This window comes from Rudaeicoccus suwonensis, assembly GCF_007829035.1.
Classification (GTDB): Bacteria; Actinomycetota; Actinomycetes; order Actinomycetales; family Dermatophilaceae; genus Rudaeicoccus; species Rudaeicoccus suwonensis.
This window is the reverse complement of sequence record NZ_VIVQ01000001.1, coordinates 1430572-1456904: the sequence shown is the minus strand read 5'-3', so window position 1 is coordinate 1456904 and position 26333 is coordinate 1430572. Positions and strand designations below refer to the sequence as shown.

At 68.8% G+C, this 26333-nt stretch carries 27 protein-coding genes and 1 riboswitch; of the genes, 1 reads left to right on the top strand and 26 read right to left on the bottom strand.

Features of this window, described 5'->3' with window-relative positions:
- The first annotated feature begins 31 nt into the window (after positions 1-31).
- Positions 32-616, top strand: coding sequence for a nucleoside/nucleotide kinase family protein (locus BKA23_RS06715; protein WP_246104499.1), 585 nt, complete (start codon positions 32-34; stop codon positions 614-616).
- A gap of 45 nt (positions 617-661) precedes the next feature.
- On the opposite strand, the gene BKA23_RS06710 is transcribed toward BKA23_RS06715, so the two are convergent.
- From BKA23_RS06710 to pyrR, 26 genes are all read right to left on the bottom strand, one after another.
- Positions 662-1129 carry a PH domain-containing protein gene (locus BKA23_RS06710; protein ID WP_145226638.1) on the bottom strand — a complete coding sequence of 156 codons (468 nt, stop codon included), beginning with the start codon at positions 1127-1129 and terminating at the stop codon, positions 662-664.
- Entirely contained in the window at positions 1126-1998 is an 873-nt protein-coding gene (gene hisG, locus BKA23_RS06705; protein ID WP_145226637.1) for an ATP phosphoribosyltransferase, read from the bottom strand. Before hisG ends, BKA23_RS06710 begins: the two co-directional genes overlap by 4 nt.
- Positions 1985-2248: a phosphoribosyl-ATP diphosphatase gene (locus BKA23_RS06700; RefSeq protein WP_145226635.1), complete on the bottom strand. Its 264-nt coding sequence runs from the start codon at positions 2246-2248 to the stop codon at positions 1985-1987. Before BKA23_RS06700 ends, hisG begins: the two co-directional genes overlap by 14 nt.
- A 26-nt stretch (positions 2249-2274) precedes the next feature.
- Positions 2275-3138: a class I SAM-dependent methyltransferase gene (locus tag BKA23_RS06695; protein ID WP_281287538.1), complete on the bottom strand. Its 864-nt coding sequence runs from the start codon at positions 3136-3138 to the stop codon at positions 2275-2277.
- Complete coding sequence (gene ribH, locus BKA23_RS06690; protein ID WP_145226631.1) at positions 3135-3620, bottom strand: 6,7-dimethyl-8-ribityllumazine synthase; 486 nt, start codon at positions 3618-3620, stop codon at positions 3135-3137. Before ribH ends, BKA23_RS06695 begins: the two co-directional genes overlap by 4 nt.
- Complete coding sequence (gene ribB, locus BKA23_RS06685; RefSeq protein ID WP_145226629.1) at positions 3617-4852, bottom strand: 3,4-dihydroxy-2-butanone-4-phosphate synthase; 1236 nt, start codon at positions 4850-4852, stop codon at positions 3617-3619. Before ribB ends, ribH begins: the two co-directional genes overlap by 4 nt.
- The gene (gene pnuC / locus BKA23_RS06680; RefSeq protein WP_145226627.1) at positions 4852-5556 is read right to left on the bottom strand and encodes a nicotinamide riboside transporter PnuC; all 705 of its coding nucleotides are present in this window, start codon (positions 5554-5556) and stop codon (positions 4852-4854) included. Before pnuC ends, ribB begins: the two co-directional genes overlap by 1 nt.
- Positions 5553-6164, bottom strand: coding sequence for a riboflavin synthase (locus tag BKA23_RS06675; RefSeq protein ID WP_145226625.1), 612 nt, complete (start codon positions 6162-6164; stop codon positions 5553-5555). The genes pnuC and BKA23_RS06675 overlap by 4 nt, the downstream gene beginning before the upstream one ends.
- Positions 6149-7195 (bottom strand): bifunctional diaminohydroxyphosphoribosylaminopyrimidine deaminase/5-amino-6-(5-phosphoribosylamino)uracil reductase RibD, encoded by a 1047-nt coding sequence (ribD, locus tag BKA23_RS06670; protein WP_145226623.1) that lies wholly within the window; start codon positions 7193-7195, stop codon positions 6149-6151. Before ribD ends, BKA23_RS06675 begins: the two co-directional genes overlap by 16 nt.
- 113 nt (positions 7196-7308) lie before the next feature.
- Positions 7309-7436, bottom strand: a riboswitch (FMN riboswitch).
- 25 nt (positions 7437-7461) lie between these two features.
- Positions 7462-8148 (bottom strand): ribulose-phosphate 3-epimerase, encoded by a 687-nt coding sequence (rpe, locus tag BKA23_RS06665; RefSeq protein ID WP_246104498.1) that lies wholly within the window; start codon positions 8146-8148, stop codon positions 7462-7464.
- The gene (locus tag BKA23_RS06660; protein ID WP_145226621.1) at positions 8145-9680 is read right to left on the bottom strand and encodes an RsmB/NOP family class I SAM-dependent RNA methyltransferase; all 1536 of its coding nucleotides are present in this window, start codon (positions 9678-9680) and stop codon (positions 8145-8147) included. The genes rpe and BKA23_RS06660 overlap by 4 nt, the downstream gene beginning before the upstream one ends.
- Positions 9677-10618, bottom strand: a complete 942-nt coding sequence (gene fmt / locus BKA23_RS06655; RefSeq protein WP_145226619.1) for a methionyl-tRNA formyltransferase — start codon at positions 10616-10618, stop codon at positions 9677-9679. The genes BKA23_RS06660 and fmt overlap by 4 nt, the downstream gene beginning before the upstream one ends.
- Before the next feature lie 4 nt (positions 10619-10622).
- Entirely contained in the window at positions 10623-11168 is a 546-nt protein-coding gene (gene def, locus BKA23_RS06650) for a peptide deformylase (RefSeq protein ID WP_145226617.1), read from the bottom strand.
- A gap of 10 nt (positions 11169-11178) precedes the next feature.
- The gene (locus BKA23_RS06645; protein WP_246104497.1) at positions 11179-11901 is read right to left on the bottom strand and encodes an HAD family hydrolase; all 723 of its coding nucleotides are present in this window, start codon (positions 11899-11901) and stop codon (positions 11179-11181) included.
- Positions 11902-11922: 21 nt separating this feature from the next.
- The gene (locus BKA23_RS06640; RefSeq protein ID WP_246104496.1) at positions 11923-13998 is read right to left on the bottom strand and encodes a primosomal protein N'; all 2076 of its coding nucleotides are present in this window, start codon (positions 13996-13998) and stop codon (positions 11923-11925) included.
- Positions 13999-14076: 78 nt separating this feature from the next.
- Positions 14077-15297 (bottom strand): methionine adenosyltransferase, encoded by a 1221-nt coding sequence (gene metK / locus BKA23_RS06635; RefSeq protein ID WP_145226615.1) that lies wholly within the window; start codon positions 15295-15297, stop codon positions 14077-14079.
- A gap of 70 nt (positions 15298-15367) precedes the next feature.
- Positions 15368-16588 carry a bifunctional phosphopantothenoylcysteine decarboxylase/phosphopantothenate--cysteine ligase CoaBC gene (coaBC, locus tag BKA23_RS06630; protein WP_145226613.1) on the bottom strand — a complete coding sequence of 407 codons (1221 nt, stop codon included), beginning with the start codon at positions 16586-16588 and terminating at the stop codon, positions 15368-15370.
- A gap of 29 nt (positions 16589-16617) precedes the next feature.
- Positions 16618-16881, bottom strand: coding sequence for a DNA-directed RNA polymerase subunit omega (rpoZ, locus tag BKA23_RS06625; RefSeq protein ID WP_145226612.1), 264 nt, complete (start codon positions 16879-16881; stop codon positions 16618-16620).
- A 32-nt stretch (positions 16882-16913) separates the two neighbouring features.
- Positions 16914-17513 (bottom strand): guanylate kinase, encoded by a 600-nt coding sequence (gene gmk, locus BKA23_RS06620; RefSeq protein ID WP_246104495.1) that lies wholly within the window; start codon positions 17511-17513, stop codon positions 16914-16916.
- Positions 17510-17836 (bottom strand): integration host factor, actinobacterial type, encoded by a 327-nt coding sequence (mihF, locus tag BKA23_RS06615; RefSeq protein WP_145226611.1) that lies wholly within the window; start codon positions 17834-17836, stop codon positions 17510-17512. Before mihF ends, gmk begins: the two co-directional genes overlap by 4 nt.
- A gap of 148 nt (positions 17837-17984) precedes the next feature.
- Positions 17985-18839 carry an orotidine-5'-phosphate decarboxylase gene (gene pyrF, locus BKA23_RS06610; protein WP_145226610.1) on the bottom strand — a complete coding sequence of 285 codons (855 nt, stop codon included), beginning with the start codon at positions 18837-18839 and terminating at the stop codon, positions 17985-17987.
- Positions 18840-18925: 86 nt separating this feature from the next.
- On the bottom strand, positions 18926-22252 hold the full coding sequence (gene carB / locus BKA23_RS06605; protein ID WP_145226608.1) for a carbamoyl-phosphate synthase large subunit: 3327 nt from the start codon (positions 22250-22252) through the stop codon (positions 18926-18928).
- Positions 22252-23400 carry a glutamine-hydrolyzing carbamoyl-phosphate synthase small subunit gene (carA, locus tag BKA23_RS06600; RefSeq protein WP_145226606.1) on the bottom strand — a complete coding sequence of 383 codons (1149 nt, stop codon included), beginning with the start codon at positions 23398-23400 and terminating at the stop codon, positions 22252-22254. Before carA ends, carB begins: the two co-directional genes overlap by 1 nt.
- Positions 23397-24728, bottom strand: coding sequence for a dihydroorotase (locus tag BKA23_RS06595; RefSeq protein ID WP_246104494.1), 1332 nt, complete (start codon positions 24726-24728; stop codon positions 23397-23399). Before BKA23_RS06595 ends, carA begins: the two co-directional genes overlap by 4 nt.
- Positions 24725-25648 carry an aspartate carbamoyltransferase catalytic subunit gene (locus BKA23_RS06590; protein ID WP_145226604.1) on the bottom strand — a complete coding sequence of 308 codons (924 nt, stop codon included), beginning with the start codon at positions 25646-25648 and terminating at the stop codon, positions 24725-24727. Before BKA23_RS06590 ends, BKA23_RS06595 begins: the two co-directional genes overlap by 4 nt.
- The gene (gene pyrR / locus BKA23_RS06585; RefSeq protein ID WP_145226602.1) at positions 25645-26253 is read right to left on the bottom strand and encodes a bifunctional pyr operon transcriptional regulator/uracil phosphoribosyltransferase PyrR; all 609 of its coding nucleotides are present in this window, start codon (positions 26251-26253) and stop codon (positions 25645-25647) included. Before pyrR ends, BKA23_RS06590 begins: the two co-directional genes overlap by 4 nt.
- Between the last annotated feature and the right edge of the window lie 80 nt (positions 26254-26333).

Genomic DNA, 26333 nt, shown 5'->3' with positions numbered 1-26333 from the left:
GTGGGTGGTCGACGTGACAGGATCAGGCGTCGTGAGCCCCGATCACCCGACCTGGCACGACGAGTTGCAGACGGCTGCGGCGAGGGTGGCACGTATGGCGATGGCGGTCACCCAGCCGGCGAATGCCGAACAACCGGTCGTCGTCGCCATCGACGGGCGCAGCGGCGCAGGCAAGACCACGCTCGCCGCTCTGGTCGAGCGACAGCTGCCGAACGCGACGGTCGTGCACGTGGAGCACATGTACCCCGGGTGGGACGGTCTGGCCGTGGCGCCGGCCCTGCTGGCCGCCCAAGTGCTGACGCCACTGCGCCGGGGCGAGCCTGCGGCATACCGCCGATTCGATTGGGAGGCAGGCGAATTCGCCGAACTGTGCCACGTTCCCCTCGCCGGTTATGTGATCGTGGAGGGCGTCGGCAGCAGCGTGGGCATCGCCGGGCCGTATGCCGATGTGCGTGTCTGGCTGGAGGCACCCACATCGGAGCGCCGTCGCCGTGGCCTGGCGCGGGACGGCGACTCCTACGCGCCGCACTGGGATCGCTGGGCAGCTCAGGAGGACACGATCTTCGGCGCCGACGGCACCATCGCCCGGGCCGACCTGGTGATCCGCACCGGTTGAGTGGGGCTCGCCGGTGGAGTCGCGCCACCGTTCAGTCGATTCGGGTCAGTCGCCTTGCGGTCGCTCGATTTCGGTGGCCAGGTGCGCCTGGACCAGGGCCGCCATCCGGCCGGCCTCGTCGACCGCATGCTCACCGTCCGAACGCTGCACCGCCATCACCGACAGGGTCTCGGTGTCGGCGAGTTCGAGCACCAGCCACGGGTGTCCGCCGCCGAACTGCACGTTGACGATCTCTGCCCAGGTGACGTCGCGGGTCACCATGAGGTTCTTCACATGCAAGCCGCGCTCGTTCGGGGTCGCCCGCACCATCGCGAATTTCAGCAGGAAGGCCGCCAGCAGCACCCCGAAGGCGATCATCGCGGCGCTGTCGGGGCCGTTCCAGCCGGTGCTGCCACCGTGCGGCACGCTCAAAGCCACGATCGTGAACACGACCACGATGCCGATTGCCGCGCAGATGCTGACGATTCGCGATCGTTGCGGCCGGAAGTCGGCGAACGGGTCGGGGTCGCTCACAGCCGGCACGCTGCGATCTCGGTGACGAGTATGGCGCGGGCACCGATCTCGTAGAGCTCGTCCATGACCGCGTTGGTCTGTGCGCGGGGCACCATCGACCGGACCGCCACGTAGCCCTTGTCGTGCAACGGCGACACCGTTGGCGACTCGAGGCCGGGCGTCAACTGACAGGCGCGCTCGACGAGTTCGACCCGGATGTCGTAGTCCATCATCACGTAGCGACGTGCGGTGAGCACGCCGTGCAACCGCCTGACCAGCACCTCGACGGCCGGGTGCTGATCATGATCCTCGGGCCGGATGAGCACGGCTTCACTGGTGAGGATGGGTTCGCCGAAGACCGCAAGACCCGCATTGCGCAGGGTCGTGCCCGTCTCGACGACATCGGCGATGACGTCGGCGACACCGAGAGTGACCGCCGTCTCGACCGCTCCGTCGAGACGCACGACTGAGGCATCGAGGCCCCTGCGCGCGAGATCGGCAGCGACGAGACCGGGAAAGCTGGTTGCCACCCGCTTGCCGTTGATCTGCTCCTCGGAGGAGACCGAACCGGGCCGGGCGGCATACCGGAAGGTCGAGGCACCGAAGCCGAGTTGCATGATCTCTGCTGCGGGGGCGCCGGAATCCAGCAAGAGGTCGCGTCCGGTGATGCCGACGTCGAGGGTGCCCTGCCCCACGTAGATCGCGATGTCGCGTGGCCGCAGATAGAACAGCTCGACGGACAGCTCGTGGTCGATGACAACGAGCTCCTTGGATTCGCGGCGCCCGCGGTAGCCCGCCTCGCGCATCATCTCGGCGGCGGATTCGGACAGCGCGCCCTTGTTGGGCATCGCTATCCGCAAGACCTGGCGGTCGCTCTCAGAGGTGGGCATAGACGTCCTCCAGCGAGATTCCCTGCGCCACCATCAGCACCTGCAGATGGTAGAGAAGTTGGCTGATCTCCTCGGCGGTGCGTTCGGTGCCTTCGTACTCGGCCGCCATCCACACCTCGGCGGCCTCCTCGACGACCTTCTTGCCGATGAAATGCACACCGGCGTCGAGTTCGCGCACGGTGCCGGAGTCACCGGGTCGGTCCTGGGCCTTGGTGGTCAGCTCGGAATACAGCTGATCGAACGTCTTCACGCTGGCCAAGGCTACGGGAGCGCCGCTCATGGGGCCGTCGCAGGTTCGTTGCGCCGCGCGTGCACCAGGTGCGCGCCCCTCCGGCCGGCGAACGAGGCGGCACTGCGCCGCAGATAGCGTGCTCCCCAGTCCGGCAGGTCGAGATCCTCGACCGGGTCGAAGCCGTGCTGATGCAGCACCTGCGCCGCCTGCTGCGGGTTGAAATAGGACTGCCACGGTTCGCCGAGCGCCGCGACCGCCGTTGCACGCTCGGTGCGCATCCTCGCGACCGGGTCGTCACCGGTGGTGGGTGCGGCGTAATCGAACACGACGTGAACGTCCGTGACCGGCAGCTGCCGCAGCGACTCAAGGGTCGCTTCGATCGCCGGGCGGGTCAGATAGATCAGGACTCCGAGCCACAGCACCACGACCGGCGCAGCCGGATCGAGAGCCGCGGCGGCCAGCGACTCACCCAGCTCGTCGTGTTCGAAATCGACGCCGACATAGGTCACCTCAACGGTGGCCCGGATGCCGGCCTCGGCCAGGCGGTCCTGCTTCCAACTGCCGGTGGCCGGGTGGTCGACCTCGAAGACCGCAGCGATGCTCGCGTCCGGATTCGGTTGGTATGCCGTGGTGTCCAGCCCCGCGCCGAGCACGACGACCTGCACCGGACCCGCACGACCGACCTCGGCGATCACATCACGACCGAACCTGTGCCGGCACGCGATGAAGAATCGCATGCCGGCCCGCTCGGGGTGGTCGGCGACATCGGCCTGGACCTGGGATCGCGTCCAGCCGGTGATCGGGATGGCGACCGGGTCGTCGAACACGCTCAGCCGGTCGACCGCCTGGTGGGCTGCTCGGTGCATCGCGGCGGACCACGCGGTGCGGCTCGGCTCGCCGGGAATCACCGTCGGTCACTCAGGGGCGCGACTGCGCGCAACGCCACCGCGGTCGCGATCGCGGCCGTGCTCGCCTCGAAGCCCTTGTCCTCGGCCGACCCGGCCAGACCGGCCCGGTCGAGTGCCTGTTGCTCGGTGTCGCACGTGAGGACGCCGAAGCCGACAGGTATGCCGGTGCGCACCGCGACATCGGTCAGTCCGACGCTGGCGGCCTGACAGACGTAGTCGAAGTGCGGTGTGCCACCACGGATCACGACGCCGAGAGCGACCACGGCGTCATACAGCGGGGCGAGTCGCGCGCACGCGACCGGGAGTTCGAAGGTGCCGGGCACTCGGACCAGGTCGACCTGGGAGACGTCGCAGGCGGCGAGGCCGCGATGTGCGCCGTCGACCAGGCCGTCCATGACCTCGGTGTGCCAGGACGCGGCGACGATCGCCGCTCGCAAACCGGCGCCTGACACGACAGTGACCGGGGCTCCGTGGCCGCTCATGATGCCTCCATGACGTGGCCGAGTCGCACGGCCTTGGTGTGCAGGTAACCGGCGTTGCTCGGGGTCCGGCCGACCTCGAGCGGCTCGCGCTGCACGGTCAGACCAAGCTCTTGCAGCGCCGCCTCCTTCTTCGGATTGTTGGTCAGCAACCGCACCGATTCGATGCCAAGGTCGGTCAGAATCGCTGCGGCTGCGTCGAATTCGCGCGCATCGACGGGCAGCCCCAGCGCCGACTGTGCATCGACGGTGTCGAGCCCGCCGTCCTGCAGGGCATAGGCGCGCAGCTTGTCGATGAGGCCGACACCGCGGCCTTCGTGGCCGCCGAGATAGACGACGACCCCGCCTTCGAGGGCGACACGGCGCATCGACTCCTGCAGTTGGGGCCCGCAATCGCAGCGCTGGGAGCCGAAGACGTCGCCGGTCAGGCACTCGGAGTGCACTCGCACCAGTGGCGCGGCGCCGGTCGAAGGCGCGCCCGATGAGGCGATGCCCGCCGAGACCGCGCCGGGCGCGGTGCCGGCCGAGATGAGCGCGAGGTGTTCGGCGCCGGTGCGCCGGTCGAGGTATCCGTGCACGGTGAACTGCCCGCCCGCGGTCGGCAACGAGGTCACCGCGCGACGCTCGACACGGTCGTAGCGGCGGCGCCACTGCACCAGATCAGCGATCGTGACGACGGCCAAGGACTCCTGGTCCGCGAGATCGACTGCCTCGTCCAAGCGCATCATCGAACCGTCGTCGCGCACGAGTTCGACGATCGCGGCAACCTCCGGCAGTCCGGCGAGCCGGCACAGGTCGACTGCAGCCTCGGTGTGACCGCGGCGCTCGAACACCCCTCCGGGCTGCGCTCGCAGCGGAAACACGTGACCCGGCCTGATGAGATCGGTTGCCACAGACCGCGGATCAGCAAGCACTGCAATGGTGTTCGCACGCTCGGCCGCACTGATGCCGGTCGTGCTGCCGGAGCCCGCATCGACCGACACGGTGTATGCCGTCCCCTTGGGGTCCTGGTTGTCACGCACCATCGGCGGCAGGTCGAGCCGGTCCGCGACGGCGTCGGAGACCGGTGCGCAGATGACGCCGGAGCCGTGCCGCACAGCCCACCCGAGCCACTGACTGCTCAGCCCGGAACCGGCGATGATCAGATCGACTTCGTTCTCGCGGTCCGCGTCGTCGGCGACCAGCACCGGCCGCCCCGCGGCGATCTCGGCGATCGCCGTCTCGATCGTCGCCATCACGACGCCACCACCTGACCGGTGGGTTCACCGACCTGCTCGTGCTGCCGGGTGGCCCGCAGCCAGACCACGAATCCGTAGGCCACGAACGCCGCGTAGATCGCATACAGCGTGGCCGACGGGTAGTACTTGAAATAGATCAGCTCGGGCACACCGACGAGGTCTACAGCGAGCCAGGCCAGCCAGAAGTCGTTCCAGCCACGCGCCATCGCGAAGGTCGCGACCATCGATCCGACGAAGATCCACGCGTCGGCCCAGTAGTAGAAGTTCGGCGGATTCCAGCCCTCACCGATCAGCCGGAACAGCCACTGGCAGATGACGACAGCAACGACCCAGAACACCAGGTATGCCGTCCGCTCACGCGCGGTGGCCCATCGCGGCTGCACCGCCGGCGCGGAGCGACCGTGGCCGGCCCGGGTGCGCTGCCACAACCACCAGCCATAGATGGAGGTGAGGATGAAGAAGACCTGCCGGCCCGCCTGCCCGAACAGCACCTGACCACCGTGCGCGGTGAAGCCCACGGCGAAGAAGACCGTGAACAGCAGCGCGTTACCGATGATCCCGACCGGCCAGGCCCAGACCTTGCGTCGCATCCCGCCGACCGCCGAGGCCAAACCGAACAGGTTGCCGATGATCTCGCGCCAGGTGATGCCGTGGCCGGCAATGGTGATCGACGCGTCGTACATGCGGTCGAAGAAGTTCACACGCTCTCCTTGGTCATGGTGCTGGTGCCGACGAGTCGCTCGACATACTTGGCAAGGATGTCGACCTCGACGTTGAGGTTGTCGCCGATTCCCTTGATTCCCAGTGTGGTTGCCGCAAGTGTGGTCGGGATCAAACAGACGGTCACGGTGTCTTCGGTCACGCCCGCGACCGTCAGTGAGACACCGTCGAGGGTGATCGAACCCTTCTCCACGACGTATGCCGCCAGCTCCGGTGTCACCGCGGCGGTCACGCGCGTCCAGTGCTCCTGCTGCTCACGCTCCGCGATCGTGGCGACACCGTCGACGTGACCCTGGACGATGTGACCGCCGAACCGGCCACCGGCGGACATCGCCCGCTCGAGGTTGACGCGGTCTCCCTGCACCAACGAGCCCAGGCCACTGCGGTCGAGGCTCTCGGCCATCACGTCGACAGCGAAGGATTCGTGGTCGAACTCGGTCACGGTCAGGCAGACGCCGTTGACCGCGATCGACGCACCGAGCTCGGCATCCTGGACGACGAGTGCCGCACGGATCCGCAGTCGTGCCGAATCCGCTTGTCGTTGCAGCAGATCGACAGTTCCGAGCTCTTCGACTATGCCTGTGAACATCGTGGCCTCCGGTAGGTCAGTCGCACGTCGTCGCCCAGACGCCGCACGTCGTGCAGGTTCAGTTCGATCGCGTCGTCGATGGTGGTGACTCCGAGCGGCCCGACCGCGGACGCCCCGAACCCCAGAAGCTTCGCCGCGATGTAGGCGATCACCTCGTCGACCAGGTCCGTCTGCAGGAAGGCCGCGCCGACTGTGGGGCCACCCTCAAGCAGCACCCGCCGGATTCCCTTGTCGTGCAACGACTTCAGCACGATCGCAGGGTCTCGGGTCGGCAGGTGGAGGGTCGGCGCAGTTTCACCGAGCACCCGTGCCCCGGCGGGAATCTGTCGCTCACCCATCACGACGCGCAGCGGCTGTCGCGGTGATGCCACGCCGTCGTCGTCGCGGGCGGTCAGTTGTGGGTCGTCGGCGAGCACGGTGCCGGTGCCGACCAGCACCGCACCGACCTCGCTGCGCAGCCGATGCACGTCGGCGCGAGAGCGTGGGCCGGAAACCCACCGGCTGCTGCCGTCGGCCGCGGCACTACGGCCGTCGAGGGTGGCGGCGAATTTCCAGGTCACATATGGGCGTTCGTGCTGCGCAGCAAAGGTCCAATACGGGTTGAGCGCCGCTGCCTCTTCGGCCAGGACACCGCCTGTGACCTCGACCCCGGCGGCTCGAAGGACGTCTGCTCCCCCACGTGCCCGCAGGTCGGGGTCGGTCTGCGCGAAGACGACGCGCGAGACGGCAGCGTCGACCAGCGCGCGGGCGCACGGGCCCGTCCGCCCGGTGTGCGCGCACGGCTCGAGCGTCACGTATGCCGTGCCGCCTCGTGCCGCATCGCCGGCCTCGCGCAGCGCGACGACCTCGGCATGGGCCGTGCCCGCGCCGGCATGCCAGCCGCGGCCGACGACCTGGCCGTCGGGTGCCACCACGACACATCCGACGCGCGGATTGGGATCGACGATCGGCCCCCGGGCAGCGAGCACGAGCGCGTCGTGCACGTGGCGGGCATCATCGGGATGCGCTGCGATATCCGCTGCGGCGGTCATGTCACTCCTTCCGGGCCGGTCGGGCTCCGGGGGTGACGAGCGACAGCGCCGGGCCGCTCGACCAACTGGTCGGACGGACGCGTCGCCGCGCGAGATGCCGTCGCCGACACCTCGCCGTGCTGCCTCCCATCCGGACTTTCACCGTCGGTCCTGGAGTTCCACCAGGTCAACCGGCCGCCGAAACGACCGGGTCGCGGACTGTTACCGCCGGTTCGGAATTACACCGACCCCGGAGCACGTACCGCCAAGTATGCCACGCAGATTCCTCAGCCGTGACCGACGCACGACTGCGCCAAGGCGCGCAGTTCGTCGATGGCCGCGGCGGCATCGTCCGCGCCATACACGGCGGAGCCGGCGACAAAGACGTCCGCACCGGCGTCGGCGCACTGCTCGATGGTGTCCGCGGAGACCCCGCCGTCGACCTGCACCCAGATGCTGCCGCCGCGTCGCGCGACCGCTTCCCGCACCTGGCGAACCTTCGGCAACTGGTCGGTCATGAAGGACTGCCCGCCGAATCCCGGCTCGACCGTCATGACCAGCACCTGGTCGAGATGGTCGAGCAACTCTTCGTAGGGACCAAAGGCGGTGCCCGGCTTGAGCGCCATGCTCGCTCGCGCCCCGTGCGCGTGCAGATCGGCCGCGATGGCACGTGGGTCGCGCGCGGCCTCGACGTGGAAGGTCACGCTGGCGGCACCGGCCTCGGCATACTGCACAGCCCAGCGATCGGGGTCCTCGATCATCAGGTGGCAGTCCAGCGGGATCGGGCTGACCTTCGCCAGCGCCTCGACCACCGGCACGCCGATGGTCAGATTGGGCACGAAGTGCGCATCCATCACATCGACGTGCGCCCAGTCGGCGCCTGCGATCCGGCGCAGCTCGGACTCCAGGTTGGCGAAGTCGGCGGACAGGATGCTCGGTGCGATCTGTATGCCGTTCTCGGGCGCGCCGGTCATCGGTCGCCGCCCGCCTTGCGCAACAACGCGAAGAACATCGCGTCGGTGCCGTGCACATGCGGCCACAGCTGCACCGTCGGGCCGTCACCGAGATCGGTCACCTGCTGGCCCGCGGCGTCGCGGAACAACCCTCGCGCGTCCTCGGCCTGAACGTCGTCGCGGCGTTCGAGCACCGCGCGCACGACCTCGGTGGTCTCGGCCACGTGCGGGCTGCAGGTGGCGTAACCGACGAGGCCGCCAGGCTTGGCGGCGTCGAGCGCCGAGTTGAGCAGCTCGGTCTGCAGCGCGGTGAGAGTCGGTATGTCGCCGGGGTTGCGCCGCCAGCGCGCCTCCGGCCGGCGCCGCAGCGCACCCAGCCCGGTGCACGGAGCGTCGACGAGCACCCGGTCGTAGGTGTCCGGCTCCTCCGAACCGAGCTCCCGACCATCACCCGTGCCGACCATGACCTCGATGCCGGCATCGATAGCCGCGGCCATCGTGCGCCGGACGAGTTCGGTGCGGTGCTCGCTGACCTCGTTGGCGAAGAGCACGGCGTCCTGTCCGGCAGCCAGCGTCGCCAGCAGGGCGGCCTTCCCGCCCGGACCGGCACACAGGTCCAGCCACTCCTCGTGACCGGCACCGGATCCGTCCGCTGCCGCGAACGCCAGTGCCAGCAACTGCGAGCCTTCGTCCTGCACGGCCGCGCGGGTCTGCCGGATGGCCGGGATGTCGGCCGGATCGCCATGGCCGAGCGTGGCGCCGACCGGCGACAGTTTGGACGCCTCGGCGCCGGCGTCGACGAGCTCGGCGACGCTCGCGAGGCCGGGGCGGGCGACCAGCGACACCTTCGGCGGTGCGTTGTCCGCCGCGAGCAGGGCGATGAGCGCAGCGTCGAGGTGCTCGTCATCGGCGGCGCCGCCGGCCAGCAGCGAGCCGCGCAGCGCGCGGACGATCCACAACGGGTGCGAGTGCTCGACCGCGAGGGCGTCGAGGTGGTCGCGTCCGCCGGTGACCTCGGCGATCCACTCCGCCCTGGTGCGCTCGGTGATCCGGCGCAGGACGGCGTTGACGAAGCCGGAGGCCCCGGTGCCGTTGACCTCACGGGCGAGCGCGACCGTCTCGGAGGCCGCAGCGTGGGGTGGCACCCGCATCCCGAGGATCTGGTGTGCGCCCAGGCGGAGGGTGTCGAGCACGGGAGGGTCGATCTGACTGGCGGGCCGGCCGGCGGCGAACTCGATGACGGCGTCATACAGCCCGCGCATCCGGATCGCGCCGTAGGTCAGTTCGGTGGCGAAGGCAGCGTCACGACCGTCGACACCGTTGTGGCGCAACGCTTTCGGCAACTCGAGGTTGGCATATGCGCCCTCGGCCACCCGACGTGAGACCTCCCAGGCGGTCTTGCGTGCCGGGTCGCCGCCCCGGCGACGGTCCGCCGGTCTGAGCGCCGTGCGGTCACGGCCGCCCGTGCGACGCACCTCGGGTCGCTGACGCCCCTTGGCGTCGCGGTATCGGGAGTCGTCGTCCCTGCGGGGTCGATCCTCGCTGCTGCTCATCCGAGGCGTTCCTTCGTGTCGATCCGGCTGCCGCGGGCCCAGTCTGCCGCCTGCATGAGTTTCTTGCCGTGTGCCTGCACCTCGCCCAACGGCAACGCAGTGCTGCCGGTGCCGACGAGGACGACCTTCTTGGCGACGTGCAACTCACCCGGTGCCAAGTGGACGTCGGCGAATTCGGCGGAAGGTGTTGCCGCTGCCGGTGGCCCGACACGTAACCGCTCGCCGCGAAATGTGGTCCATGCACCAGGTGCCGGTGTGCACCCGCGGATCTGCCGATCGACTGCGAATGCCGGGTGGTGCCAGTTGATTTCGGCGTCGGCTGTGGTGATCTTCGGAGCCGTCGAGACGTTCTCGGGCGGCTGGGCGACCGGCGTGATCGAACCGTCGGCGAGTCCGTCGACCGATGCCAGCAACAGTCCCGCACCCGCCTGCGCCAGCCGGGTCAGCAACTCGCCGCTGGTGTCGCGGGGACGGATCGCCTCGGTCATGGTGCCGAGCACTGCCCCGGTGTCCATGCCCTCGTCGAGCAGGAAGGTCGTCGCACCGGTCACCTCGTCGCCGTGGATCACGGCGTGCTGCACCGGTGCGGCGCCGCGCCACGCCGGCAACAGCGAGAAGTGCAGGTTCACCCAGCCCATGGTCGGTATGTCGAGCGCCGCGCGTGGGATCAGTGATCCGTAGGCGACGACCGGGCAGACATCCGGAGCAAGTTCGCGCAACTGGTCGTGGAAGTCGGAGTCCTTCGCCGAAGCCGGTGTCAGCACCGGCACCCCGAGCTCCCCGGCGAGCACCTTGACCGGTGAGGGTTGCAGGGTGCGACCGCGGCCGGCGCGCGCGTCGGGTCGGGTGACCACCGCTACCAGGTCGTGCCCGGAGTCGGCGAAGGCCCGCAGCGACGGGACAGCCGCAGCAGGAGTGCCGGCAAAGACGATGCGCATCTGCTCAACCTTGCCAGGTCGGGTTGGCATGGGGACTGTCGCGCACGATGGGGCCGGGCAGACCGGCCCATTCGGCGTCGCGGATCATCTTGAGGGCCAGCTTGCGCTGCTCCCGATCCAGCCGGTCGATGAACAGGATGCCGTCCAGATGGTCGGTCTCGTGCTGGATGCAGCGCGCGAGCAACTCGGTGCCTTCGACGACGAGCGGCTCGCCATACATGTCGCACCCGCGGGCGACCGCACGCAAGGCGCGCGGGGTGGGCACGACGATGTCCGGGATCGACAGACAACCCTCGTCGCCGACCTGCTGCTCGTCGGAGAGCGTGAGTTGCGGGTTCACCAGGTGGCCGAGTTGCCCGTCGACGTAATACGTGAACACGCGCAGGCCCACACCGAGCTGCGGGGCGGCGAGGCCGGCCCCGGGCGCGTGCATCATCGTGTCGGTGAGGTCCTTCACCAGCGAGCGCAGCTCACGGTCGAAGACGGTCACCTCTGCAGCCGGGGTGCGCAGCACCGGGTCGCCGAACAGCCGGATCGGGGTCACTGACATGGCGTGTTCCTCAATTCGCAGCAACCGGGAGTCCACGCACCAGCAGGTCCGCGCGCAACTCATCGGGTGTGGTGAAGGCGATCGCGTCGAGCCCGGCCATCGTTGCCGCGTGCACATTGGCGAGGTTGTCGTCGATGAAGATGCAGTCGTCGAGGCCGCCGATGTGACGGATGCGCTCCTCCAGCACCTCGAAGATCTCCGGGTCCGGCTTGGCGACACCCTCCTCACCGGACACGATGATGTCCTCGAAGGCCTCCAGGAAGTCGAAGCGGTCCAGTGCCACCGGGAAGGTCTCTTCTGCCCAGTTGGTCAAGGCGAACAGCGGCACGTCGGCTGCCTTGAGTTCGTGCAGCAGAGCCACGGTCCCGTCGATCTGGCCACGCAACGAGGCCTCGAAATGCGTTCGATAAGAACGAATCTCGGCCTCGTAATGCGGGTGGGTCGCGATTGCCGCGGCTTCACCGTCGGCAAAGGTGCGCCCCGAATCCTGCGCGAGATTCCAGCCGGCGAAGTCGAAGTCGGCGAGAAACGCCTCGGCGCGCTGCATGCCGACGCCGGCTGCGATGGCCGGCAACGGATCCCATGCGATGAGCACATTGCCCAGATCGAAGACCACCGCGTCGACCGGAGCCGGTGCGAAGTCGTCTGAATCCGCGCCCGACGGCGATTCGTCAGTGGCCGGATGAGGGGACGACGAGGCCGGTGCGGTCGCGTCGGATGACAGCGGATTCACGGACAGGACAGTATCCAGCGCTCACAGCAGCGCACCGCTCGGGTCGACCCGGACGCTGAGGGTTCCGGGCAGTTTGCGTGCACTACGCCCGGCGCGTGCCACCGCGATCGCCCTGGCCAGCCGCGACCCCTGCCGCAGGGGGGCCCGCAGCAGCAGTCGCGCGGTGTCGGTCGTGTCCCCCTGCAGCGGGCCCAGTCGCTCCACCGGTCCGTCGTCGGCCAGATCGAGGTCGACCGCATCGGCAAAGGCGGTCACATCACCGATGGTGCCGCCCACGACGGCCACGAATTCGGCTGGGGGCAGACGCAACTCGACTCGTTCGCGCGACTCGCGCTCGGCAAACCAGACCGGCGACCACCGCACCAGCGCCTGCACGGCGGGTTGCGGCGCCCCGGGTGCGACGCCGCAGAGCACGACCCGTCCGCCGGCGTCGGCATCACGGGTGAGCGCGGCACCCGCGAGCCAGCGGCGCACAGCCTCCTCCCCCGCGTCGAGCGAGGGCCGATCCAGCAGCGCCCATGCGTCGAGCAGCAAGGTCGCGCAATAGCCTTGCGAAGCAACGGGTTCGGCGCCCGGGGTCGCGATCACCAGGGCCGGTGACGCGTCGACACTCGCGACGATCTCGCCGGCCCCCGAACGCACCACCGGCACACCCGGAAAGGCCCTGCCGAGTTCTTCCGCCGTGCGGCGTGCACCGACGACCGACGCCCGCAGGCGCGTCTGACCGCATTCGTCGCACGTCCACCGCGCCGCTGCCCGGCCGCACCACCGGCATACGGGAGGTGCCTGCGGCGCGCTCAAGCCCAGCGGACCGTGACACTCACCGCAACGGGCCGGTGCCCGGCAGGTGCCGCATCGCAACGTCGGCAGATAGCCGCGACGGGGCACCTGCACCAGCACCGGGCCGGAGCGCAATGCTTCGTGAGCGGCGGTCCACGCCGCCGGCGGGAGGTGGGCGTGCGCGGCGGCACCGAAGCGTTCGACGTCGACCTCGTCACCGGTGACGAGGACCTGTGGGACCTCGCCACGTCGCACCGCACGCTGCACCGTCTGGACCCACCCGCCGTCGACCCACTGCTGCACCGTCACTGTCCGGGCGAAACCGCCCACCAGCAGCGCGGCCGACTCGATCCTGGCTCGGCATCGCAAGACCTCGCGCACGTGCGGGTATGGCGATCGAGGTTCGCAGTGCAGGTCGTCGCCGTCATCCCACCAGGCGACCAGGCCCAGATCGCGCACCGGAGCCCAGGCGGCCGCTCGGGTGCCCACCACGCAGCGGACGTGTCCGCGCAGCACCTTCAACCACGCGGTGTAGCGCGCCTGCGGACCCTGCTCCGCGGTGAGGCGGACGTGCTGGTCCGGCCCGAGGTGCTCGCGCAGCGCGGCTTCGACCCGATCCAGATCGCGATGATCCGGCACGACGATCAGGACGCCGCGCCCAGCGCTCAGCGTCGAGGCGGCCGCCTGCGCCAGTGCCGCCGGCCAGTCCACGGCAGGGTCGGTGGTCGGCGCAGCGACCCAGGAGGCGGCCGGACCACCACCCGCCGCGAGTCTGGCGAGGAAGGCCGGTCCGGCTGAATACCGTTGCCAGGCGCCATTTACGGTCGGCTCCGGCGGCTGCCACTCCGGTCCGGTGTGCGCATCCAGCGCACGCTCGGCGGCGGCATGACGTGGGGGGACGGCCAACCGCAGCACATCGGACAACACGCCCGCGTAGTGATCTGCGACCTGCCGCGCCGCGGTCAGCACCGCCGGTGTCAGGACCGGCTCCGGGCTGACCACCCGGCGTAACGGCGTGAGTTTTCCGGCGTGCTCGGCCTCGTCGACGCGAGCAACGACATACCCGCTGACGTCCTTGCCCGCGAAGCGCACCTTGACCCGGACACCCGGCTGGGCGGTCTCGTCGAGCTCGTGCGGCACCGAATACTCGAACGGCCGGTCCAGGTGCGCCAGCCCGACATCGAGCACGACCCTGGCGACCGGCTGCGCGGGCCCAGGTGGCGGACCGGATGGCGTGGCCGGCGCAGGACGGCTGACCGCGGTGTGCAACAACTGCAGTTGCTCGGCGTTGGCCGAGTGCGGCAGTTCCTGGGTCACGGCTGCCAACGTAGGCGATGGCGGGGACAGCCCGTCTGGGACGTCCCCGCCATCGCGTCGATGTGCGGCAAGACCGCGTCAGCCGCGCACGGCCTTCTGCAGTGCCTCGACCTTGTCGGTGCGCTCCCAGGTGAAGGCGTTCTCGACGCCCTCCGCGCGGGTACGGCCGAAGTGACCGTAGGCCGCGGTGGGCTTGTAGATCGGACGCAGCAGGTCGAGTTCCTCGACAATGGCCGCCGGGCGCAGGTCGAAGACCGCACTGATCGCGTCCTGGATCTTGTCCAGGGGCACCGTCTCGGTGCCGAAGGTCTCGACATACAACCCGACCGGCTGGGCCTTGCCGATCGCGTAGGCAACCTGCACCTCGCAGCGACGGGCCAGACCCGCGGCGACGATGTTCTTGGCAACCCAGCGGGTGGCGTATGCCGCGGAGCGGTCCACCTTCGACGGGTCCTTGCCGGAGAACGCGCCACCGCCGTGACGAGCCATGCCGCCATACGTGTCGACGATGATCTTGCGACCGGTCAGGCCGGCGTCGCCCATCGGGCCGCCGATGACGAACTTGCCGGTCGGGTTGATCAGCCGGCGGTAGTCGGAGGTGTCGAGGGGGTTGCCGGTCGCGGCGAGTTCCTCGAGCACGGGTGTGATGACGTGGGTGACGATGTCGGGCTCGAGCATCGCCTCCAGCGAGATGTTGTCGGCATGCTGCGTCGACAGCACGACGGTGTCGAGCTTGACGGCCTTGTCGCCTTCGTAGGCGATCGTGACCTGGGTCTTGCCGTCGGGCCGCAGGTAGGCCAGCTGGCCGCTCTTGCGGACGCTGGTCAGCCGCTCGGACAGGCGGTGCGCCAGGAAGATCGGCAACGGCATCAGCTCGGCGGTGTCGTCGCAGGCGTAGCCGAACATCAGGCCCTGGTCACCGGCACCCTGGCTGTCGCGCAGGTCGGTGCCGCCCTCGGCGCGGTGCTCGTGGGCGGTGTCGACACCCTGGGCAATGTCCTGCGACTGCTCACCGATCGAGATCGAGACGCCACACGACTCGCCGTCGAAGCCCTTGAGAGACGAGTCGTAACCCACGTCGACGATGGTCTGACGCACCAGTTTGGCGATCGGCACGTAGCTGTCGGTGGTGACCTCACCGGCGACATGCACCAAGCCGGTGGTGACCATCGTCTCGACCGCGACCCGCGACTTCGGGTCGTCCCGAAGCATCGCGTCCAGGATCGAATCGCTGATCTGATCGCAGATCTTGTCCGGGTGACCTTCTGTCACGGACTCGGAGGTGAAAAGACGTGCCACGGTGAGCGTGCTCCTTCGGTGTGCAGCGGCTGCTGGCTGGAGACCGGGGTTTGCCCGGCCGTCCCGGATTCTAGATGGACGTGAGTTCGTGCTGTATGGCGTCCCACACCGCCGCGGCCAAGGTCACCTTGTCCGCAGGCCCGATGGGTTCGTCGGGGCCTCCGTCACGACGCAGGATGCGGATGACGGCGTCGTCCTGACCAAACGTCAGGCCCGGCCCGACCTCGTTGACGACCTGCAGATCACTGCCCTTGCGGGCGAACTTCGCGCGCGCGTGATCCATCACGCTGGCGCTCGCGTCGCCGGTCTCGGCGGCGAAACTCACGATCAGGGGGGATCGACTTTCGCCGCGCCCGGCGACCAGACCCCTGACGATGTCGGGGTTCTCGACCAGGTCGAGGTGCAGACCCGGTGTGCTGTCGGACTTCTTGATCTTGTGATCGGCATAGCTGGCCGGCCGGAAGTCGGCGGGGGCTGCGGCCATGACGACGACATCGGCACCGGCCGCGGCGGCCATCACCGCCTGTTGCAGATCACGGGTGGTCTCGACAGCGACGACCTCGACGCCGGACGGTGCGGGCAGCGAGACGTTGGCACTGATCAAGGTGACCTGAGCGCCACGATCCCGCGCGACACGGGCCAGGGCGTAACCCTGCTTGCCGCTGGACCGGTTGCCCAGATAGCGCACCGGATCGATCGGCTCACGGGTGCCGCCTGCGGACACCACCACGTGCAATCCGGTGAGCGCTCCTTCGGCCGCAGTTCCGCCTGCGACGACGCTCTCACAGAAGGCAGCGATGTCCTCGGGCTCAGGCAGCCGCCCGGGGCCGCTGTCGGCTCCGGTGAGCCGGCCCGAGGCGGGGTCGATGACGTGCACGCCGCGAGCGCGCAAGGTCGCGACGTTGGCAGTCGTCGCCGGGTGCTGCCACATCTCGGTGTGCATCGCAGGCGCCAGCACCACTGGGCAGCGGGCCGTCAGCAGCACATTGCTGAGCAGATCGTCGGCCAGACCGTGCGCGGCGCGCGCGAGCAGGTCCGCGGTCGCGGGTGCGACCACCACCAGATCGGCCTGCTGGCCCAGGCGCACGTGCGGCACCTGCTCGACGGAGGTCCACACCTGCGTCGAGACCGGCTTGCCGGACAGTGCCGCCCACGTGGGGGCTCCGACGAATTCCAGGGCCGCGGCCGTGGGTACGACGGTGACGTCGTGACCCGCCTCGGTGAACAGGCGCAACAGCGAGCACGCCTTGTATGCCGCGATGCCGCCGCTGACGCCCAGAACGATCCGCATCGGGAGTGTCCGACCCGCGAAGGCGGGTGTCAGGCCTCGACCTTCTCGATGGACAGCAGACCCTCGTTGATCTCGCGCAATGCCACCGACAGCGGCTTGTCGTTGACCTGGCTGTCGACCAGTGGACCGACATACTCCAGCAGGCCTTCGGTCAGCTGCGAGTAGTAGGCGTTGATCTGCCGGGCCCGCTTGGCGCCGTAGATGACCAGCGCGTACTTGGAGTCGGCGACCTGCAGCAGGTCGTCGATCGGCGGGTTGGTGATGCCCTCGGGGGCAGCCTTGGTGCCAGACACGAAGAATTCTCGTTTCGTCGGTGGTGGTTGTTTCAGCGCTTGACGCACACGTGTTGCTGCATCAAGTGTACGAGTTCCTGCGCAGCGCGCTGCACGTCGTCGTTGACGATGGTGTGATCGAACTCCGACTTGGCCGCGAGTTCGCGGCGTGCGGTGGCCAGTCTGGTCTCGCGTTCGGCCTCGCTCTCGGTGCCGCGGCCGACCAGGCGTCGCACGAGTTCGTCCCAGCTGGGCGGCGCCAGGAAGACGAAGTAGGCATCCGGCATACGTTCGCGGACCTGACGGGCACCCTGCAGATCGATCTCCAGCAGCGGCAGACGGCCCTCCTGCGCTGCCGCGAGCACCGGTCCGCGCGGTGTGCCGTAGCTCGCCCGCCCGTGGACCACCGCGTGCTCGAGGAACTCCCCCTGGCGGACGAGTTCGTCGAACTTCGGCTGGGTGACGAAGTGGTAGTGCTTTCCGTCGATCTCGCCGGGCCGTGGATGCCGGGTGGTCATCGACACCGACAGCCACACCTCGGGGTAGTGCTCGCGGATGTATGCCGAAACCGTGCCCTTGCCCACGGCGGTCGGACCCGCCAGCACGACCAGAGGTGCACAGCGCCCGGATGCGTCCTGCTGCTGCTCGCTCACGCGTCCTTGTCCTGCTCGAAACGCTCCAGCAGCGCAGCCGCCTGGTTGGCGCCGAGACCTCGCACGCGCCGCGTCTCGGCGATGCCGATCTCGGCCATGATCTGGCGGGCGCGGACCCGTCCGATACCCGGCATCGCTTCGAGCAGGGCCGACACCTTCATCTTTCCCACGACGTCGTTGTCGCGGCCCTCGTCGATGACCGATCGCAGCGAACCCTGCGCGTACTTGAGGCGGTTCTTGACCTCAGCGCGCTCGCGTCGGGCGGCAGCGGCCTTCGCCAGCGCCTCCGCCCGTTGCTCGGGGGTCAGTTGCGGTAGGGCCACGGGAAATCTCCTGTGCGGGTGCTCGTCGGATGAGGTACGCGGGTGCCGCTGCCGGCTCTGTCCGCTCCCCCGCGAACCTAGCGACTGGTCGCGCGCCGTGGCAACGCGGGCATGCGTGCCCGAAGGTCGAGCGCACCGGATCACGCGATCACCCGCGCAGCGCGGCGGCCTCGTCCTGCGCCTGTCGCAGGGCTACCCGCAGCGAACGTATGTCGGGGCCCTGCTGCAGGACGGCGCGGGACGTGGCCAGGAGAACCTGTCCGGCTGCCGCACCGAAACCACGCGTGACATCGGCCACCGTCGCACCCTGTGCCCCGAAACCGGGCGCGAGCAACGGAGCCGCGGATGCCGCGAGATCATCCGCGAGGCCCAGCTCCGCGATGTCGCCGCCCACGGTCGCGCCGACCACCAGACCGACGTCTCCGAGCACACCCGCATCGACCGCCGCGGCATTTGCCCGGGTCGTCCGGGCAATCACCTCGCCTGCGACGGTCGTGTCGTGCCAGGTCGCGTGCTGCACACCAGCGCCCTCCGGGTTCGAGGTCATCGCCAGGACGAACACACCACGTCCGGTACTCCGGGCCAGCTCCAGCGCGGGGTCCAGGGAACCGAAGCCGAGATAGGGACTGACGGTCACTGCGTCGGCCCTCAGCGGGGAGCCGTCGGAGAGGTAGGCCTCGGCATACGCGCCCATGGTCGACCCGATGTCACCGCGCTTGACGTCGAGGAGGCTGACGGTGCCGGCCTCCCGCAGCCCGGCCAGCACCTCTTCGAGCACCGCGACTCCGGCAGACCCGAAACGTTCGAAGAACGCCGATTGCGGCTTGACCGCAGCAGCGTGCCCCGCGAACGCCTCGAGCGCGGTCAGGCTGAACCGGCGCAACCCCTCGACGGTGTCCGGCAGGCCCCACGCCTCCAGCAGGGCGCGATGCGGGTCGATGCCGACGCAGACGGGCCCTTGGTGCGACATCGCGGCACCAAGCCGGATTCCGAACGGTGACATGATGATCGGTCCTTCCTTGCGGTCATCCGAGGTCGGGTCTGGCCGCACTGCGGCCGGAAGCTGCGGACCGGCGCCACTTCTGCCGGTCAGGACTCGCCACCCACCTCACGGACCCGGCCGAACAGGTCGAGTTCGCGGGCGTGCTCCTGCAGTGGCTTGACGTTGACCGGTCCGGACAGTTGCGCCTCGATGCCCTGCACCGCCGCGGCCAGTTGCTGGACCGTCGTGATGATCGGGCGATCCATGCTCGTCGTCGCGGCGCGGATCGCGTAGCCGTCGGCCCGGGCACCCGACCCGGACGGGGTGTTGACCACCATCGCCACGTCACCGGCGAGGATCCGGTCGACCACGGTCGGTTCACCGGCGTCGCCCCGGCCCGCGCTGTGCTTGCGGACGACTTCGGCGCGGATCCCGTTGCGGCGCAACACATCTGCAGTGCCGGCAGTCGCCAGGATGCTGAACCCGAGATCGGCCAGGCGCTTCATCGGGAAGATCATCGCGCGCTTGTCACGGTTGGCCACCGACACGAAGATCGTGCCCTCGCGCGGCAACCCGGTCACCGACCCGAGCTGGCTCTTGGCGAAGGCAGCGCCGAAGTCGGCGTCGATACCCATCACCTCACCGGTCGAGCGCATCTCCGGGCCGAGCAGACTGTCGACGACCTGCCCCTCGCGGGTCAGGAAGCGCTTGAACGGCAACACGGCCTCCTTGACCGCGATCGCGGCGTCGGTCGGCATCGACCCCCCGTCGACGTGCCGGGGCAGCAGGCCCTCGTCACGCAGCTGCGCGATCGAGGAACCGAGCATGACGCGCGCGGCAGCCTTGGCCAGCGGCACACCGGTCGCCTTGGCGACGAAGGGCACTGTCCGGCTGGCGCGTGGGTTGGCCTCAAGGACATAGAGCACGTCGTGGGCCAGAGCGAACTGCACATTGATCAGGCCGCGCACACCAACGCCCTCGGCGAGCTTCAGCGTGGACTCGCGGACGCGCTCGATCTCCTCAGCGCCAAGGGTGACCGGTGGCAGGGTGCAGGCCGAGTCGCCGGAGTGGATCCCGGCCTCCTCGATGTGCTCCATGATCCCGCCGAGGTACATCTCGGTGCCGTCATACAACGCGTCGACATCGATCTCGATCGCGTCGTCGAGGAACCGGTCGACCAGCACCGGATGCTCGTTCGACACCTGCGTGGCCCGGTCGACATAGGCGGTCAGCGTCGCGTCGTCGTAGACGATCTCCATGCCGCGGCCACCGAGCACGTATGACGGGCGCACCAGCACCGGGTAGCCGATCTCGGCGGCGACAGCAACAGCTTCGTCCGAGCTGTATGCCGTGCCGTGGCGTGGCGCGGGCAGCTCTGCCTCGGCCAGCACGCGCCCGAAGGCGCCACGGTCCTCGGCGAGGTCGATCGCCTCCGGCGACGTGCCGACGATCGGCACACCCTCGTCCTTGAGCGCCCGTGCCAGCCCCAGCGGGGTCTGTCCGCCGAGCTGCACGATGACACCAGCGATCGGGCCGGCGCTCCGCTCGGCGTGCACGACCTCGAGCACGTCTTCAAGGGTGAGCGGCTCGAAGTACAGCCGGCTGGAGGTGTCGTAGTCGGTGGAGACCGTCTCGGGGTTGCAGTTGACCATCACCGTGTCGAAACCCTTGTCGCGCAACGCGAACGACGCGTGGACGCAGGAGTAGTCGAACTCGACGCCCTGGCCGATGCGGTTGGGCCCGGAGCCCAGGATCAACACTGCCGGGCGCTCGCGCGGCTCGATCTCGGTCTGCTCGTCATAGCTGGAGTAGTAGTACGGCGTCTTCGCGGCGAACTCGGCCGCGCAGGTGTCGACGGTCTTGTAGACCGGCCGCACACCGAGGGCGTGACGCACACCGCGCACGACCGCCTCCGGCATACCGGTGATCTCGCCGATCTGGGCGTCGGAGAAGCCGTGCCGTTTGGCGGTGCGCAACAGGTCAGGCGTCAGCTGTTCGGCATCCTTCAGCAGCCGCGCGACTGTGTTGATCAGCTCGATCTGGTCGAGGAACCACGGGTCGATCTTGGTGGCCTCGTGGACCTCTTCGACGCTGAGGCCGGAGCGAAGTGCCTGCTGCACCAACAGGATCCGGCCGTCGGTCGGGGTCCTGGCCTGGTCCAGCAGGGCCCGACCCATCTCCTTGGAGGGGTTGTTGTCGGGGTTCCAGTGGAAGGCCGCACCCGAACGCTCCATCGACCGCAGCGCCTTCTGCAGGGCCTCGGTGAAGTTGCGGCCGATCGACATCGCCTCGCCGACGGACTTCATCGTCGTGGTGAGGGTCGGGTCGGCCGCGGGGAACTTCTCGAATGCGAACCGCGGCACCTTGACCACGACGTAGTCCAGGGTCGGCTCGAAACTGGCCGGCGTCTCGCGGGTGATGTCGTTGGGCACTTCGTCCAGGGTGTAACCGATCGCCATCTTCGCCGCGATCTTGGCGATCGGGAAGCCGGTGGCCTTCGAGGCGAGAGCGCTCGACCGGGAGACACGAGGATTCATCTCGATGACGATGATGCGACCGTCGGCGGGATTCACCGCGAACTGGATGTTGCAGCCGCCGGTGTCGACGCCGACCTCACGGATGATGGCGATGCCGATGTCACGCAGCCGTTGATACTCACGATCGGTCAGCGTCAGTGCCGGCGCGACGGTGATCGAGTCACCGGTGTGCACACCCATGGGGTCGAGGTTCTCGATGGAGCACACGACCACGACGTTGTCGGCATGGTCACGCATCACCTCGAGTTCGTACTCCTTCCAGCCGAGAATGGACTCCTCCAGGAGCACCTCGGTGGTCGGGCTGGCCTGCAGACCGGCACCGGCAATGCGGCGCAGATCCTTCTCGTCATAGGCGAAGCCGGAGCCGAGGCCACCCATGGTGAACGACGGGCGCACCACCAACGGGTAGCCCAGTTCGGTTGCTGCTGCGAGACATTCGTCCATCGTGTGGCAGATCAGCGACTTCGCCGACTCGGCACCGCAGCGGGCGACCACACCCTTGAACCGCTCGCGGTCCTCGCCCAACTGGATTGCCTCGACGTTTGCTCCGATGAGTGGGCAGTTGTACTTCTCGAGCACGCCGGCATCGTGCAACGCGATCGCCGTGTTGAGAGCTGTCTGACCACCGAGCGTCGCAAGCACCGCATCCGGGCGCTCCCTGGCGATGATCGCCTCGACCACGTCCGGCGTGATCGGCTCGACATACGTCGCGTCCGCGAACTCCGGGTCGGTCATGATCGTCGCGGGGTTGGAGTTCACCAGAATCACCCGCAGACCCTCTTCGCGCAGCACCCGGCACGCCTGTGTGCCCGAGTAGTCGAACTCGCAGGCCTGGCCGATGACGATCGGGCCGGAACCGATGACGAGGACGCTCTTGAGGTCGGTGTTCTTCGGCATCAGCGGTTGGCCTCCATCAGCTCAACGAAGCGGTCGAAAAGGTAGGCGGCGTCGTGCGGGCCGGCCGCTGCCTCCGGGTGGTACTGCACCGAATATGCAGGGATGTCAAGGCATTCCAGGCCCTCGACGACGTTGTCGTTGAGTCCGATGTGGGACACGCGCACGCGCCCGTATGCCGCATCCGCCGGCGCCTGCACCTCACCCTCCAGTGGGGCGTCGACGGCGAACCCGTGGTTGTGTGCCGTGATCTCGACCTTGCCGGTGCGGCGGTCGAGCACCGGCTGGTTGATGCCTCGATGGCCGTACTTCAGCTTGTAGGTGCCGAAACCCAGCGCCCGGCCGAGCAACTGGTTGCCGAAACAGATGCCGAAGAACGGGATTCGCACGTCGAGCACCTCGCGCAGCAGCCTGACCTGGCTGGCTGTCGAGGGGTCGCCAGGGCCGTTGGAGAAGAACACACCGTCGGCACCGGTTGCGCGGATGTCCGCCAGAGTGGCTGTCGCGGGCAGCACGTGCACCTCGACACCGCGCAACGCGAGGCTGTGCGGAGTGGCGGCCTTGATGCCGAGATCGATTGCGGCCACGGTGAATCGGCGCTCCCCGACAGCGGGCACGACATACACCTCGGGCGTCGAGACCTGCGAGGCGAGCTCGGCACCTGCCATCACCGGCTGGTCCTGCACCCGCTGCACCAGGTCACCGGTCACGAGCTCGTCGCCGGAGAAGATCCCGACGCGCATCGCACCTCGCTCGCGCAGGTGACGGGTCAGCGCGCGGGTGTCGATGCCGCAGATCCCGACGATGCCCTGCTCCTGCAGGTCGTCCTCAAGGGTGCGCACCGAGCGCCAGTTCGACGGCCGGAGGGCAGGATCACGGACGACGTAGCCGCTCACCCAGATGCGCCGCGACTCCGAATCCCCATCATTGACACCGGTGTTGCCGACGTGCGGCGCGGTCATCACGACCACCTGACGGTGGTAACTCGGGTCGGTCAAGGTCTCCTGGTATCCGGTCATGCCGGTGGAGAAGACGGCCTCGCCATATGTCTCGCCGACGGCGCCGTAGGCCAATCCGTCGAACGTGGTTCCGTCCTCCAGCACCAGCGTCGCGGACGCGCGCCCGGTCAGCGGATCGAGTGCAGACGTCATACCTGAACCTCCTGGTCGAGCAATGTCGGTCGGCCGCGCAGGAAGGTGGCGTGCACCTGTCCGCGCAGCGTCTCGCCGTGCCATGGGTTGTTGCGGGAGAGGGAATGCGACCGCCCGGCATCCACCGTGACGATGGCGGCTGGATCCACGAGCGTGAGATTCGCGGGCTCACCGACCGCGAGCGGGCGGCCGTGCCCGGCGAGCCCGGCGATGCGTGCAGGTGTCGCGGACATCGCCGCGGCGACCTGAGCCCAGGTCATGAGACCCTCGTGCACCATCACGGTGGCGACGACCTGCAGGGCTTGTTCGAGTCCGAGCATGCCGAAGGCCGCCTCGGCGAAAGCGTGCTGCTTGTCATGTCGCGCATGCGGTGCATGGTCGGTGGCGACTGCGTCAATAGTGCCGTCTGCCAACGCCTTTCGCAGCTCGATGACGTCCTCCTGTGGACGAAGCGGCGGGTTGACCTTGAAGGTCGGGTCGTATGTCGCGAGGCGCTCCGTCGTCAGCAGCAGGTGGTGCGGGGTCACCTCGGCTGTGACCGCGATGCCCTGCGCCTTCGCCCAGCGCAGCACCTCGACCGAGCCCGCGGTCGACACGTGCGCGACGTGAACCCTTGAGTTGGTGTGCCGCGCGAGCATCACGTCGCGCGCGACGATGACTTCTTCGGCAACACCGGGCCAGCCGGGTAGACCGAGCCGGCCGGACAACTCGCCCTCGTGGCAGCAGGCGTTGCCGTCGGCCAGTCGCGGGTCCTGGGAGTGCTGAGAGATCACGCCACCGAAGGCCTTGATGTATTCCAGGGCCCGGCGCATGAGGCGCGCATCGTGCACGCAACGGCCGTCGTCGGAGAACACGCGCACCCTGGCGCGCGAGCGCGCCATCAGGCCTAGCTCGGCAAGCTCTTCTCCCCCAAGCGATTTGGTGACAGCGCCGACCGGTTGCACGTCGACGAGTCCGCATCGCCGACCGAGGTCGAGAATCCGCTCGGCGGCCTCGGCGGTGTCGGTCACCGGATTGGTGTTGGCCATCGCCAGCACCGCTGTGAAGCCACCGGCCGCGGCAGCCGCGGAACCGGTCGCGATCGTCTCGGCGTCCTCTCGCCCAGGCTCGCGAAGGTGAGTGTGCAGGTCGACGAGGCCGGGAAGAGCGACGAGTCCGTCGGCGTCGACGACAACGGCGTCCTTGGCCGTGATCGAACCGGCTCGGGTGATGACGCCGTCCTGCACCAGCAGGTCGCCTGCCCCTGCTCCGGCCAGGTCCGCGCCCTTGATCAGGTATGTCGCTGCCATCGCGTCGGAGGCGCCTTTCGCGTTGGTGTTGTCGGTCATTCGCTGCCACCGAGCAGGTGGTAAAGCACGCTCATCCGCACCGCCACGCCCGCCGACACCTGGTCAAGGATCAGCGACTGGGCGCTGTCTGCGGCGTCGGCGGTGATCTCGAGGCCGCGGTTCATCGGGCCGGGGTGGCAGATCACCGCATGTGGCGCAAGGCGGGCCAGTCGCTCGCGGGTCAGGCCGTAGCCGACCGTGTATTCGCGGGGCGTGGGGAAGAATCCCCCCGACATACGCTCCTTCTGCACCCGCAGCATCATTACCGCGTCGGCATCGGGCAGGACCTCGTCGAGGTCGTATGACGTGGCGAAACCCTCGGCCGCGGCCCACGCCCCGACCCCGCTGGGCATCAGCGTCGGCGGGGCTACGAGGGTCACCCGGGCGCCGAGGGTCCGCAGCAGGATCAGGTTGCTGCGCACGACACGAGAGTGGGTCAGGTCGCCGACGATCGCGACATGCCGACCGTCGAGGTCGCCCAACCGCGTCTGCATCGTGTAGGCGTCCAGCAGCGCCTGGGTCGGATGCTCGTGCGTGCCGTCACCGGCGTTGACGACCATGGCGTCGACCCACTGCGTGACCTGCTGGGGAGCGCCGCTCGCGTGGTGGCGGATCACCAGGCCGTCGATACCCATCGCGGCGACCGTCATGACGGTGTCGCGCAGCGACTCGCCCTTGCTGACCGAGGAGCCCTTGGCCGAGACGTTGATGACGTCGGCGGACAGCCACTTGCCGGCGATCTCGAAGCTGGAGCGTGTGCGGGTGGAGTCTTCGAAGAACAGGTTGACCACCGTGCGGCCACGCAGGGCGGGAAGCTTCTTGACCTCGCGGTGCTGCACGTCGTGCATCGCTGTCGCGGTCTCGAGCAACTGGAGTGCGTCGTCGCGGCTGAGGTCAGCCGCGGACAGCAGATGCCTCATGCCTGCTCCCCCGTTTCGTGATCGTCGGCGCCTCCGGCGATGCGCACCTGGTCGACACCTCCGTCGTGCTCGACCAGACGCACGGCCACCCGCTCGGCCTTGGCTGTGGGGAGGTTCTTGCCGACGTGATCGGCGCGGATCGGCAACTCGCGGTGGCCCCGGTCCACCAGAACCGCCAGGCGCACGGCCCGTGGCCTGCCCAGATCGCCGAGGGCGTCCAGCGCCGCGCGGACGGTGCGGCCGGAGTAGAGCACGTCGTCGACCAGCACCACGATCTTGTCGTCGATCCCGTCGGTCGGGATCCGGGTCGCCGCCGCGGCTCGCACCGGCTGCCGGCGCAGGTCGTCGCGGTACATCGTCACGTCGAGTGAACCGACCGGCACCTGGGTGCCTTCGATCTGCGCGAGAAGTGCCACGAGCCGGTCGGCGAGGACGTTGCCGCGGGTGGGGATTCCCAACACGACCAGATCGTCGGTGCCCTTGTTGTGCTCGACGATCTCGTGGGCGATACGCCGCAGCGCTCGGGAGATGTCAGTGCTGGAAAGGACTGTCCGCCCCAGCGGCTGTGCCTGCTGCGGGCTGTGCTGCAAGTCAGGACGCGTCATGCGTCGTAGACCTCCTTCGCCGCCTCACGGGACGGATCGTTAAAGGATGTCGAACGTCTGCGATAGTACTCCGCCCGGCG

Coding starts and splice junctions, on each gene's coding strand:
- BKA23_RS06590 (WP_145226604.1), bottom strand. CDS start 25,648: ATGAGGCATCTGCTGTCCGCGGCTGACCTCAGCCGCGACGACGCACTC.
- ribH (WP_145226631.1), bottom strand. CDS start 3,620: ATGAGCGGCCACGGAGCCCCGGTCACTGTCGTGTCAGGCGCCGGTTTG.
- BKA23_RS06595 (WP_246104494.1), bottom strand. CDS start 24,728: ATGACCGACAACACCAACGCGAAAGGCGCCTCCGACGCGATGGCAGCG.
- coaBC (WP_145226613.1), bottom strand. CDS start 16,588: ATGCGGATCGTTCTGGGCGTCAGCGGCGGCATCGCGGCATACAAGGCG.
- carA (WP_145226606.1), bottom strand. CDS start 23,400: ATGACGTCTGCACTCGATCCGCTGACCGGGCGCGCGTCCGCGACGCTG.
- hisG (WP_145226637.1), bottom strand. CDS start 1,998: ATGCCCACCTCTGAGAGCGACCGCCAGGTCTTGCGGATAGCGATGCCC.
- def (WP_145226617.1), bottom strand. CDS start 11,168: ATGTCAGTGACCCCGATCCGGCTGTTCGGCGACCCGGTGCTGCGCACC.
- fmt (WP_145226619.1), bottom strand. CDS start 10,618: ATGCGCATCGTCTTTGCCGGCACTCCTGCTGCGGCTGTCCCGTCGCTG.
- ribB (WP_145226629.1), bottom strand. CDS start 4,852: ATGGCGACGATCGAGACGGCGATCGCCGAGATCGCCGCGGGGCGGCCG.
- ribD (WP_145226623.1), bottom strand. CDS start 7,195: ATGACCGCCGCAGCGGATATCGCAGCGCATCCCGATGATGCCCGCCAC.
- BKA23_RS06675 (WP_145226625.1), bottom strand. CDS start 6,164: ATGTTCACAGGCATAGTCGAAGAGCTCGGAACTGTCGATCTGCTGCAA.
- rpe (WP_246104498.1), bottom strand. CDS start 8,148: ATGACCGGCGCGCCCGAGAACGGCATACAGATCGCACCGAGCATCCTG.
- carB (WP_145226608.1), bottom strand. CDS start 22,252: ATGCCGAAGAACACCGACCTCAAGAGCGTCCTCGTCATCGGTTCCGGC.
- pyrR (WP_145226602.1), bottom strand. CDS start 26,253: ATGACGCGTCCTGACTTGCAGCACAGCCCGCAGCAGGCACAGCCGCTG.
- BKA23_RS06660 (WP_145226621.1), bottom strand. CDS start 9,680: ATGAGCAGCAGCGAGGATCGACCCCGCAGGGACGACGACTCCCGATAC.
- pyrF (WP_145226610.1), bottom strand. CDS start 18,839: ATGTCACCGTTCGGAATCCGGCTTGGTGCCGCGATGTCGCACCAAGGG.